The sequence below is a fragment of the Streptomyces sp. NPDC002536 genome, from assembly GCF_053594995.1.
The window spans coordinates 1-12057 of the sequence record NZ_JBSFWU010000155.1 but is presented as its reverse complement, the minus strand read 5'-3'; the positions used below and the strand labels follow the sequence as shown (position 1 = coordinate 12057).

Here is a 12057-nt window from a genome sequence, read left to right as displayed (position 1 = left end):
GCGCGACCAGCCCCCACCGGCCTGCAGCCGACGCACCACCCCAGGGGTCCGGGGCGAAGCCCCGAGAACCTCGGCTGCGGGAGCGTCGTGGCTGAGCGCGCAGTTCCCCGCGCCCCTTCGGGGCGCCCCGAAAGGGAAATGTTGACGCGCCCCTGTCAATCCCCAGCGGAGCGTGGCACGCTGCGAACGGCACGGACCCCCACAGCAGAAGGAGTTCGCGTGAGACACTCCCGCCGCGCCACCTCCGGCGCCCTGCTCGCCGCCGGCGTCCTGGTCGGTGCAGGCGTCCAGGCCACCACGGCCGGCGCCGCCGCCCCCTCCTCCGCCGCCGTCCACACCGGGGCGAGCACGCCCGCCGCACAGCAGCGGACCGCCGCCTTCTGGACCCCCGAACGGATGCGCACGGCCACCCCGCTCGACCTGATCACGGCCGACCCGGGCGCCCTCAAAGCCCCGCAGCACCGCGGCGCGCACACGGCCGTCGCGCCCACCCGGCCCTCGGTGCGGGTGACGTCCTTCCCGCAGTCCGGGGGACCCTGGACGGGCGGCGGCGCCGTGGTCAAGACCTCGGGCCGGGTGTTCTTCACCTTCCAGGGCCGCACCGCATCCTGCTCGGGCGACGCCATCACCAGCAAGAACGCCAGCACCGTGATCACCGCCGGGCACTGCGTCAAGTACCAGGGCAGCTGGCACACCAACTGGACCTTCGTCCCCGGCTACCACGACGGCCAGGCGCCCTACGGCACTTGGACGGCCGCCAAGACGCTGTCCACGCCGCAGTGGTCGGCCAGTGAGGACATGAACTACGACGTCGGCCTCGCCGTCGTCGCCCCGCTGGACGGCAAGAAGCTCACCGACGTCGTCGGGGCACAGGGCCTGGAGTTCAACGGCGCCTACAACAAGCCCATGTACTCCTTCGGCTTCCCCGCCGCGGCACCCTACGACGGCACCAAACTCATTCACTGCAGCGGGGATTCGTCCCAGGACTTCCTCCTCACCAAGGACCACGGGCTCGGCTGCAACATGACGGGCGGCTCGAGCGGCGGCCCCTGGTTCACGTCCTTCGACGAGTCCTCCGGCACGGGCCTGCAGGCCTCGGTGAACAGCTTCGGCTACACGTTCCTGCCGAACACGATGTTCGGGCCGTACTTCGGGGACGAGGCCAAGGCCGCCTACGAACAGGCCGAGTCGACATCCTGACCCGCCGGTCCCCGCTTCACTCGTGCGGCACCACCGCGACCGGGCACGCCGCATGGTGCAGCACCGCGTGGCTGACCCGGCCCAGCTGGAAGCCCACCCGGCTGCGGTGCCGCACGGCGCCGACGACCAGCAGGTCCGCCGTGGCCGAGGCCTCGACCAGCACCTTGTGCGCGGGCCCCTCGGTCGTCGTGCGCCGCACCGGGACGGCCGGATGCTCGCGGGCCGGGCCTGCCAGGGCCTCGTCGAGAGCGGCCAGGGCCCGTTCCTCGTTGCGGTGCGTCGAGTCGTTCCCGGGCGGGTGCCGGGAGCAGCGCCAGGCCCGGACCGCCTCCAGCTCGCAGTGCCGCAACCCGGCCTCGTACAGCGCGAAGCGCACGGCGGCCGCGCACTCCTCGGCGTCGCCCACGCCGACCAGGACCCGTCCGCACTCGCCGCGGACGGTGCGCTGGCCGCCGCGCACCACGATCACCGGACAGTGGGCGCGGCCCGCCAGCGAGAGGCCCACCGAGCCCAGCAGCAGCCCGGCCAGGGCTCCCCGGCCAGAGGCCCCGGTGACCAGGGCGGCGGCCTGGTGCGCCTCCTCCAGCAGGGCGCTCACCGCGTCGTCCGGGACGACCACGGCGTCCACCGCGACGTCCGGGGCGCGCAGCTCGGCGCGGTGCCGGGCGGCCGCGACCACCTGGTCCGCCATCCCGGCGTCCTCGGGGCGGTCGGGGCCGAAGGCGGGCGCCGAGCCCTCGTAGCGCTCCCACAGCGACGCGTAGATCACGCGCAGGGGGACCTCCCGGCGGGCGGCCTCGTCGACGGCCCAGTCCAGCGCCGGGAGACTGCCGTCGGATCCGTCCACGCCCACGACCAGGGGAAGCGTCATCGTCCCCACCGCCTCGCCTCGTGGGAAGTTCCCTCTCCTGGAAAGTTCCCTCTGTCTGCACCATCGCACTGCTCCGGGCCGGATGCGACGGGCGGGACGACGGTGCAGGTCAGCCGGTTATGGGCCGTTCGGCCCATGGCAGGCTGCAGGCTCGGGGGATCATGATCGGAAGAGTGCCCCGGGACGGGCGCCGACGTCGAGCAGGGAGCCGGTAGTGGAACAGTCAAGGACGTTCTCCCAGGAGCGGCCCATCCGGGTGTTCCTGCTGGACGACCACGAGGTCGTCCGGCGGGGTATCCAGGACCTCCTGGACGGCGAGGCCGACATCTCGGTGGTCGGCGACGCGGGCACCATCGAGCAGGCCCTCACCCGCGGCCCGGCGCTGCGCCCCGATGTCGCCGTGCTGGACGTACGGCTGCCCGACGGGGACGGCATCTCCGTCTGCCGGGAGCTGCGGTCGCGGATGCCGGAGCTCGCGTGCCTGATGCTCACGTCGTTCGACGACGACGATGCGCTGATGGACGCCGTCATGGCCGGGGCGGCCGGCTACGTCCTCAAGCAGATCAAGGGCGCCGACCTGGTCGCGGCCATCCGCACCGTCGCGTCCGGGCAGTCCATGCTCGACCCGGCCACGACCGCGCGCCTGATGAGCAGCCTGCGCGGCGAGGACGACGGTCCGGCGGAGGACGAGCGGCTGGCGGGGCTGTCGCCCCGTGAGCGGGACATCCTCGGCCTGATCGGCCAAGGATTGACGAACCGTCAGATCGGGCAGCAGCTGTTCCTGTCGGAGAAGACTGTGAAGAACCACATTTCGCGGTTGCTGGCCAAGCTTGGCGTTGAGCGGCGGATTCAGGCGGCCGTCATCGCCAGTGAGGCGCTTCGCTGACGGCCCGTCCTTCAACTGCGGGTCGACTGTGGCTTGTCGCGCAGTTCCCCGCGCCCCTTACGGGGCCAGCGGTATCCGCCAGGTCAGAACCGTACCGCCGCTCGGCGGCGCCCCCAACTCCAGCCTCCCCCCGTGCCGTTCCGCCCGCTCGGCCAGGTTGCGCAGGCCGCTGCGGCGGCCGTCGGCGCGGATGCCGATGCCGTCGTCGGTGACGGTCAGCACCAGGTGGGCGCCGTCGTTGACCACCGCCACGTCCACCGAATCGGCGTGCGCGTGCCGTGCGACGTTGGCCAGCGCCTCGCCCAGGGCCGCGACCACGTCGTCCACGACCGCGCGCGGCACCCCGGTGTCCAGCAGGCCCTCCATCCGCAGGCTCGGCGCACAGCCGAGCAGCGGCGCCGCCTCCCCCACGACCCGTACCACGCGGGTGCGCAGCCCGTGCTGCGGCGCGGTCTCCCGGGACCGCAGGCCGAAGATGGTCGACCGGATGATCTTTATGGTCTCGTCCAGGTCGTCCACCGCGCGCTGCACCCGCTCCGACGCCTCGGGGTGCTCGATGAACCGGTCGGCGCTCTGCAGCGTCATCCCGGTCGCGAACAGCCGCTGGATCGCCAGGTCGTGCAGGTCGCGGGCGATACGGTCGCGGTCCTCCAGCAGGGCCAGCTGCTCGGCGTCCGCCCGCCGGTCGGCCAGTTCCATGGCCAGCGCCGCCTGGCCGGCGAAGGCCAGCAGCGGCTCGGTCTCGGCGCGGGAGAACTCCGGCCGTCCGTGGTCGCGCGCCAGGAACAGCAGCCCGCGCACCGTGCTGCCGGACATCACCGGGACCGCCACGGCCGGGCCCATCCCGGTGAAGCGCCGGGGTGCCGCGGTCACGCGCGGGTCCTCGGCGATGTCACGGCTGCACGCGGACTCGCCCGCGTGCAGCGCCACGCCCGCCAGCGTGCCCTCCGCCGGCAGCACCAGCCCCAGCAGTTCCTCCGCCTGCGCGCCGAGGGCGACCTCGACGGTCACGGAGTCGCCCGCGGCCGACGGCACGGAGAACGTGGCCAGTTCGGCCCCGGTGATCTCCTGGGCCAGCTCGGCGATCAGCGCCGTGACGGTCGCGCGCGGGCTGCCCGACATCAGGCTCGTGGTCACCTGTCCGCTCGCCCGCAGCCAGCGCTCGCGCCGCGTGGACTCCTCGTACAGCCGGGCGTTGTCGATCGCGACGCCCGCGGCAACGGCGAGGGTGGCCAGCACCGCCTCGTCCTCGTCCTCGAACTCCGCGCCCCCGCGCTTCTCCGTCAGGTACAGGTTGCCGAAGACCTGTTCGCGGACGCGGATCGGGACGCCCACGAAGCTGTGCATCGGCGGGTGGTTCGGCGGGAAGCCGTACGAGGCCGGGTGCTCGGAGAGCTTCGTCAGGCGCAGCGGCTCGGGGTTGCTAATGATCTCGCCGAGGATGCCGTGGCCGCACGGGAACGGCCCGATGTCCCTGATCTGCTCGTCCGTCAGCCCGACGGTGAGGAACTGCGTCAGCCGCCGCCCGTCGGGGCCGATCACCCCCAGGGCGCCGTACTGGGCGTCGACGAGCACCACGGCCGCCTCGATGATGCGCCGCAGCGCGTGCTCCAGGTCCAGCTCGCGCCCCACCGAGAGCACGGCCTCCAGCAGGCTGTGCACCCGGTCCCGGGTGCCCCGGGCCGAGTCCAGCCGGGCCTGCAGCTCCCCCAGCAGTTCGTCCAGCCTCAGCTGCGGTAAACGCACCTGCTCCCGCCCCGCGTCACCCAACGGTGCCTCCTCGTTCCGGCGCCCCGTACGGGCGTCCCCTGTGCTCGGGGACCACCGTATCCAGCGGGTCAGGCGAGGGGCAGCTCGGCCCAGATGATCTTGCCGTCCGGGATGTAGCGGGTGCCCCAGCGGTCGGCGAGCTGGGCGACGAGGAACAGGCCGCGGCCGCCCTCGTCCTCCGCGGCCGCGTAGCGCAGGTGCGGCGAGGTGCTGCTGGTGTCGGAGACCTCGCAGATCAGGCAGCGGTCGCGCATCAGCCGCACCCGGATCGGCCCGGAGGCGTGCCGGATGGCGTTGGTGACGAGCTCGCTGAGGATCAGCTCGGTGGTGAACACCGCCTCCTCCAGGCCCCAGTCGGCGAGCTGCCGGGTGACGTCGGCGCGGGCCCGGGCCACCACGGCGGGGTCGGCGGGCAGCTCCCACTCGGCCTTGCGGTCCGCCTCCAGGATGCGGGTGCGGGCGACGAGGAGGGCGATGTCGTCGCTCTGCCGCTCGGGCAGCAGCGCGCCGAGCAGCGCGTCGCAGATCTCCTGCGGGGTGCGGCCGGGGCGGGCGAGGGTGGTGCCGAGGACCTCCAGTCCGGTGTCGATGTCCCGGTCGCGGTCCTCGACCAGGCCGTCGGTGTAGAGCACCAGGGTGCTGCCCTCCGGCAGTTGCAGCTCCATGGCCTCGAAGGGCAGTCCGCCCAGGCCGAGCGGCGGCCCGCCGGGGAGCTCGGGGAACTCCACGGTGCCGTCGGGCCAGACGACGGCCGGCAGCGGATGGCCCGCCCTGGCCATCGAGCAGGTGCCGGTGGTCGGGTCGTAGATGGCGTACAGGCAGGTGGCACCGGAGATGGCGGGTTCGTCCGGCACCTCGGCGGCCTCCTGGTCGATGCGGCCCACCAACTCGTCGAGGTGGCCGAGGAGTTCGTCCGGCGGCAGGTCGAGGGAGGAGAAGTTCTGCACGGCCGTGCGCAGCCGGCCCATCGTGGCGGCGGCGTGCAGGCCGTGGCCGACCACGTCGCCGACGACGAGCGCGACCCGCGCGCCCGGCAGCGGGATGACGTCGAACCAGTCGCCGCCCACCCCGGCCTGGGCGGGCAGGTAGCGGTAGTCGGCGTCGAGGGCGGTCTGCTCGGGCAGGCCGCGCGGCAGCAGGCTGTGCTGCAGAGTCACGGCCATGGCGTGCTCGCGGGTGAAGCGGCGCGCGTTGTCGATGCACACCGCGGCGCGGGCCGCCAGCTCCTCGGCCAGCGACATGTCCTCTTCCTCGAAGGCGTCGCTGTGCTGCGTCCGCCAGAAGTTGACGATCCCCATCAGCACGCCGCGCGCCTTCAGCGGGACGGTGATGAACGAGTGGAAGCCGTAGTCCAGTATCTCCTGCGTGCGGGCGGGGTCCTGGGTGCGCCAGCCGTCGGAGTCCGCCAGGGAGGGGACGAGCACGGGACGCCCGCTGACGAAGCCCTGGGCCTGCGGGGTGAGTGCGGCGAACCGGTGCACCTCGCCCGCCCGGTACAGCGGGTGGTCGTCCGGGGTGCCGCCGAGCGCCACGCGGCGCAGCTCGGGGGCCTCGCCGGTGGTCGTGCTGGGCTCCTCGCCGCGCAGGACGGCCTCGGCGAGGTCGACGGAGACGTAGTCGGCGAACCGGGGGGCGGCCACCTCGGCGAGTTCCTCGGCGGTGTGCTGGACGTCCAGGGTCGTGCCGATCGCGATGCTGGCGTCGTACAGCAGGCGCAGCCGGCTGCGGGCCACCTCGGCCTTGCCGGCGAGGGCGCGCAGCTCGGTGGAGTCCCGCAGGGTGGCCACGCTGCCGGGCGGTCCGCCGCGGCGGTCGGTGGGCCGGTTGTTCACGGCCAGCAGCCGTTTGCCCACCGGGACCACCTCGTCGGTGGCCACGCGCCGGGAGACCAGCAGTTCCGCCATCCGGGGGTCGAGGCCGAGGCCGGAGACGTGCCGCCCCTCCACGTCCGGGGGCAGGTCGAGCAGACGGCGCGCCTCGTCGTTGGCCAGCAGCACGCGCCCGTCGCCGCCGACGATGACGACGCCCTCGCGCACGGCGTGCAGCACCGCGTCGTGGTGTTCGTACATTCGGGTCATCTCGGCCGTGCCGAGGCCGTGAGTCTGCCGTCGCAGCCGTCTGCTCACCAGCGCGGTGCCGATCGTGGCCAGGGCGAGCGCGGCGGCGCCGGCGCCGATGAGGAGCGGGAGCTGCTGGTCGACCGCGGTGCTCACCCGGCTGATCTTGATGCCGGAGGAGCACAGGCCGACGATGGCGCCGTGGGAGTCCGTCACGGGGACGATGACCTGCAGTTCCTTGCCGAGCGGGCCCTTGACCTGCTCGAAGTGGATCTTCCCTTCCAGGGACGGTCCGATGTTGCCGACGAAGTGCTTGCCGATGAGTTTCGGGTCGGGGTGCGAGTAGCGCAGGCCGTCCCGGTTCATCACGACGATGAAGTCGACCCCGCCCTCCTCCCAGGCGGCCTTGGCCGCGGGCTGGATCACCTTGGCGGGGTCGGGCCCTTCCATCGCGGCCACCAGGCCGGGGCCGTGGGCGAAGGCCTCGGCGGCGGCGAGCGAGCGGCCGCGGGCGGCCTGCAGCCGGTCGCTGCGGGCCTGCAGCAGCAGGGTCGTCACGGCGGCCACGACCAGCAGCAGCACGATGAGGACCTGGAGCACGAACATCTGACCGGCGACGCTGCGGACGCTCGTCACCGACCGCAGGCGCCGCCCCGAGGGCGCCCGGGAACCTGGGCGCCGCTGTGGCCGCTCAGGCCGGCGGCCGGTACGCCGGCCACCGAGCCGACGGCCCAGAGGCCCCCAGGAGCGGCCCCGGTTTCGGGCCATACCCCATGTCTACCCCGGCCCGTTCCCCGGCGCGAACGAAACGAGCCGCCTGCCTACGGACGTGTGTCCGTCGGCAGGCGGCTCGATCGACCGGTGGGTCAGGCCGACAGGCTCAGAGCTTCTCGGCCTCGGCCTTGGCCAGCTCGGCCTCCTGCTTGGTCCTGGCGACGCGGCCGCGGGCCACGAACCAGCCGACGACCAGGGCCGCCGCGATCAGCGGCAGGCACAGCACGGTGGTGCGGTCGGCGCCCTTGTCGGCCGCCATCAGACCGAGCACGGAGGCCAGGAAGACCAGCGTGATGATCTGGGTGTACGGCGCGAAGGGCAGGCGGTACGAGGGACGCTTGACCAGGCCCTGCTTCGAGCGCCGCCAGAAGAGCAGCGAGCAGAGCATGATCATGCCCCAGGTGCCGATGATGCCGATCGCGGCGAAGTTCAGCACGATCTCGAACGCGTCCGCGGGGACCACGAAGTTGAGGCCGACGCCCAGGACGCAGAACCCGGCGGTCAGCAGGATGCCGCCGTAGGGAACCTGGCCCTTGTTCATCTTCGCGGTGAACTTCGGCGCCGAGCCGGCCACGGCCATCGAGCGCAGGATGCGGCCGGTGGAGTAGAGGCCGGAGTTGAGGCTGGACAGCGCCGCGGTGAGGACGACGAGGTTCATCACGCCGGCCGCGTACGGGACGCCGATCTTCGACAGGACGGTGACGAAGGGGCTCTGACCGGCGTGGAAGGCCGTGTACGGCAGCAGCAGCGCCAGCAGGATGACCGAGCCGACGTAGAAGATGCCGACACGCCACATGATCGAGTTGATCGCCTTGGGCATGATCTTCTCGGGGTTCTCGGTCTCGCCCGCGGCGACGCCGCACAGCTCGACGGAGGCGTAGGCGAAGACGACGCCCTGGACGACGAAGAGCATCGGCATCACGCCGGCCGGGAAGATGCCGCCGTGGTCGAGGATGTTCGACAGGCCCGGGGCGTTGCCGCCGACGTCGTGCTGGGTCATCAGCAGGAAGATTCCGATGACCATGAAGATCACGAGCGCGCTGACCTTGACGATCGCGAACCAGAACTCCATCTCACCGAAGTACTTCACCGAGATGAGGTTCACGGTGAGCACGACCGCGAGGGCTATCAGCGCGAGCACCCACTGCGGGATGCTGCTGAACATGTGCCAGTAGTGCGTATAGGTGGCAACGGCCGTGATGTCGGCGATGCCGGTGGTGGCCCAGTTGAGGAAGTAGAGCCAGCCGGCGGTGAAGGCGCCCTTCTCGCCCATGAATTCACGGGCGTAGGACACGAACGCACCCGAGGACGGGCGGTGCAGCACCAGCTCACCGAGCGCCCGGACGACGAAGAAGGCGAAGAGCCCGCACACCGCGTAGGCGATGAAGAGCGAGGGCCCCGCAGTGTGGAGGCGGCCACCGGCTCCGAGGAAGAGGCCGGTGCCGATCGCGCCGCCGATGGCGATCATGTTGACGTGACGGGACTTGAGGTCCTTGCTGTAGCCCGCGTCACCGGCGTCGACGTGGGGGGTCGTCGCTGCCGGAGCGGCTGTGCCGGGCTGGGGGTCGGCCGCAGTCAGGGTGCGGTCACTCATATGTGTCTTCGCCTTCGTGAGGGGGGCAGGACCGAGCGGTACGACGGTGTCGTGGGGATCGGCCGCGAAGTGTGTGACCGCTCGGTTTCCGGTTCCGGCTGGCGAAGCCGGAGCGGGCGATGAAACGACGAAACATCGCCCCCGGAAGCGAGCCATCAGAAACCGGAAGCGGCGGGGCCGGTTCCGGTCCGATGACTCATGCGCTGAATGGTGTGAGGCGCGTAAGTACCCCGTCAAGAGTTCAAGGGATTTTGTTTTTCCGGACACGTTACGCGCGGTAACGGGCTAGGCGCCTTGGGTGCCAACGGTGTCGGCAATGCGCGGAAAACCCGCGTTCGACCAGGCCTCCCCGGCCGGTGAGACGGTCGTCACGTCGTAGCCCTCGACGTGCGAGATCCAGCCGCGGACGGCGTCGCCCATCGCGAAGGCCGCCGTGGCGTAGACGTCGGCCCAGGTCAGGGACGGGCCGGTCACCGTGGCCGAGAGCAGGGCACGGGCCGGGCGGCCGGTCCGGGGGTCGACGATGTGGCAGCCGCGCTCGGCCGTCCCCGACGTGGCGACCGCCAGGTCCCGCCCCGCGACCACGGTCAGCAGCCGCCCCGGCCGGGCCGGGTCCGCGATGCCGACGCGCCAGGGCGCGCCGGGCGCACCCTCGCCCCGGAGCCGGACGTCTCCCCCGCCGTTGACGCAGGTGTTGCGCGCCCCGGCCGCGTACAGCGCCTCCGAGGCCCGCTCGACGGCCCAGCCCTTGACGAGACCGGTGGGATCGAGCACGCCGTGCGGTGCGGTGCTGAACCATCCCCCGGTCCTGCGCTCCGCCTCCGCGCACAGCCGGAGCACCTCGCCGACCTCGGGCGGGCAGCGCTCGACGGTGGTCTCGCCGCGGGCCAGGCGGCTGACGGCGCTGTCCGGCCGGTAGGTGGAGAAGAGGGCGTCGACGTGGTGCAGCCATGCGACGGCCTGCTGCAGGGCCCCGGTGACGGCGGGGGTGGCCGGGTCGCGGATGTCGAAGGAGAACACGGTGCCCATGGCGTGCTCGACGTGGCGCAGTCCGCGCGTCGGTTCAGGCACCGGCCCTGTCCAATGCGCTCTGGAGGGACTGCATGTAGCCCTCGCTGGTGTAGCTGGCCCCGGAGACGGCGTCGATCTGCGCGCTCTGGGCGCCCAGCGCCTCCTGGGTCAGCCGGGGCACGGAGTAGGAGGTGATCTCCCTGCTCCGGCCCCGGTCGGACGGCGCTTGGAGCACCTTGACGCCGGTCAGCCTGCCCTGCCGGAGGGTGGCGGCGACCTGCACGGGGCCGTAGTCGGTGTCGATCACGTCGCCGGTGAAGGTGCCCGTCCGGCTGCCCGAGGGGGCGTGGGCGGGTGGTGACGTCGCGGGCCGGTGCGCCGTGGCGACGGGCGGCGGCGCGCTCTGGTGCGGCTTGAGCGACAGCAGCAGGACGACGCCCGCGACGGTCGACAGTGTGGTGACGGCGGCTCGGCGCACGCTCGGACTCCTCTGTTCTCTCCGGCTGTTCGCGTCAGAACGCGAACGACTCGTGGTGGATGCGGCGGCCCGGAACTCCTGCGTCGCGCAGGGCCCGCAGGGCCGTCTCCGTCATGCCGGGCGGCCCGCACAGGTAGACGTCGTGCTCGGCAAGGTCCGGGAGCAGCCGGAGCAGGGAGTCGGACGTGAGGGGGAGGTGGGGGAAGCCGTGTGCCGCCGGGTCGCCGGCCGAGTAGAGGACCCGGGCCCCGCGGGAGGCGGCTATGGCGTCCAGTTCGCCGCGCAGCGCGAGGTCCTCGGGGCGGCGGGCCCGGTAGACGAGCGTGACCTCGCCGGGCAGCGTCTCGAAGAGCGTGCGCAGCGGGGTGATGCCGACGCCCCCGGCGAGCAGCAGGGTCTTGCGGGCGGTCCGGCGGGCGGCGGTGAACCCTCCGTAGGGGCCCTCCGCCCAGACCCGGGTGCCGGGGGCCAGCCGGGCCACGGCCGCGCTGTGCCGGCCGAGGGCCTTCACCGTGATGCGCAGCCAGTGCGGATGGGCGGGCGCGGAGAGCGAGTAGGGGCTCGCGGTCCACCACAGGCCCGGGGCCAGGAAGCGCCAGCGGAGGAACTGCCCCGGCTCGGCGGCGAGTTCACCGAGGCCTTCGCCCGTCATGTAGACGGAGACGACACCGGGTGCCTCGGTCCGCACCTCGGCCACCCGCAGCCGGTGGCGCATCCCGCGCCGGACGGGCACCACGAAGCGGTACCACACCAGCAGCCCCGCGGCCCCCAGGTACAGCGCGTACCAGGCGAGCTGGGCCGCCCGGTTGCCGACGAAGTCCGCGCCGTCGGCCAACTGGTGCCCGAAGACGAGGAAGATCGCGAGGTAGGTCGCGAAGTGCAGGCAGTGCCAGGCCTCGTAGCTCAGCCGGCTCCGGGCGGCGCGGGCCGAGACGGCACCGGTCGCCACGAACAGCAGGAATCCCGCAGTGCCCTTGAGCATGTCCGGGTAGTCCAGGACGAGCGTGGTGGTCTCGCCGACGACGCCCGCGTGCGCGGTCAGCGCGTACCCCCAGATGATCAGCAGGGTGTGCGCGAGCGCGAGGGAGACGGTGCAGCGGCCCCCGGCGGCGTGCCAGCGGGCCAGCCGGTCCGTGCCGACGCCGCGGTCCAGCGCGGGCACCCGTGCCATGAGCACGAGCAGCACGGCGCATGCGTACCCGGCGAGCAGGCCGGTGATCCGTCCGGCGCCGGTGAGCCAGCCCGCCGCCCCGACGACGGATGCGGTGTTGCTCCACCACAGTCCGAGCACCGAGGCGGCGCCCGCCCAGATGCACACCTGGGCCGGCGCCGCGGTCACCCGGGCGCGGCGGCGCACGGCCCGCGGCCTCCGTGCCGCGACCCGGCGCTCGTCCGTACTGATGGCCACGCGGCCTC

General features: G+C 72.8%; 9 protein-coding genes. 2 read left to right on the top strand and 7 right to left on the bottom strand.

Features of this window, described 5'->3' with window-relative positions; all coding sequences use genetic code 11:
* Positions 1 to 138 precede the first annotated feature (138 nt).
* The gene (locus tag ACWD4B_RS33205; RefSeq protein WP_451424255.1) at positions 139 to 1200 is read left to right on the top strand and encodes a trypsin-like serine peptidase; all 1062 of its coding nucleotides are present in this window, start codon (positions 139 to 141) and stop codon (positions 1198 to 1200) included.
* Positions 1201 to 1216: 16 nt separating this feature from the next.
* Here the strand turns inward: ACWD4B_RS33205 and ACWD4B_RS33200 are convergent, their stop codons facing one another.
* Positions 1217 to 2071, bottom strand: coding sequence for a universal stress protein (locus tag ACWD4B_RS33200; protein ID WP_451424254.1), 855 nt, complete (start codon positions 2069 to 2071; stop codon positions 1217 to 1219).
* A 214-nt stretch (positions 2072 to 2285) separates the two neighbouring features.
* Between ACWD4B_RS33200 and ACWD4B_RS33195 the strand changes: the two genes are divergently transcribed.
* Entirely contained in the window at positions 2286 to 2957 is a 672-nt protein-coding gene (locus ACWD4B_RS33195; RefSeq protein WP_451424253.1) for a response regulator, read from the top strand.
* 57 nt (positions 2958 to 3014) lie between these two features.
* Here ACWD4B_RS33195 and ACWD4B_RS33190 read toward each other — a convergent pair whose 3' ends face one another.
* From ACWD4B_RS33190 to ACWD4B_RS33165, 6 genes are all read right to left on the bottom strand, one after another.
* Positions 3015 to 4727: a GAF domain-containing protein gene (locus tag ACWD4B_RS33190; protein WP_451424252.1), complete on the bottom strand. Its 1713-nt coding sequence runs from the start codon at positions 4725 to 4727 to the stop codon at positions 3015 to 3017.
* Between the two features lie 68 nt (positions 4728 to 4795).
* Entirely contained in the window at positions 4796 to 7552 is a 2757-nt protein-coding gene (locus tag ACWD4B_RS33185) for a SpoIIE family protein phosphatase (RefSeq protein ID WP_451424251.1), read from the bottom strand.
* A gap of 112 nt (positions 7553 to 7664) precedes the next feature.
* On the bottom strand, positions 7665 to 9152 hold the full coding sequence (locus ACWD4B_RS33180; protein ID WP_451424250.1) for an amino acid permease: 1488 nt from the start codon (positions 9150 to 9152) through the stop codon (positions 7665 to 7667).
* A 285-nt stretch (positions 9153 to 9437) separates the two neighbouring features.
* Complete coding sequence (locus tag ACWD4B_RS33175) at positions 9438 to 10223, bottom strand: FAD:protein FMN transferase (protein WP_451424249.1); 786 nt, start codon at positions 10221 to 10223, stop codon at positions 9438 to 9440.
* Positions 10216 to 10641 carry an FMN-binding protein gene (locus ACWD4B_RS33170; RefSeq protein ID WP_451424248.1) on the bottom strand — a complete coding sequence of 142 codons (426 nt, stop codon included), beginning with the start codon at positions 10639 to 10641 and terminating at the stop codon, positions 10216 to 10218. The genes ACWD4B_RS33175 and ACWD4B_RS33170 overlap by 8 nt, the downstream gene beginning before the upstream one ends.
* A gap of 34 nt (positions 10642 to 10675) precedes the next feature.
* Complete coding sequence (locus ACWD4B_RS33165; protein WP_451424256.1) at positions 10676 to 12049, bottom strand: ferredoxin reductase family protein; 1374 nt, start codon at positions 12047 to 12049, stop codon at positions 10676 to 10678.
* Positions 12050 to 12057: the final 8 nt, after the last annotated feature.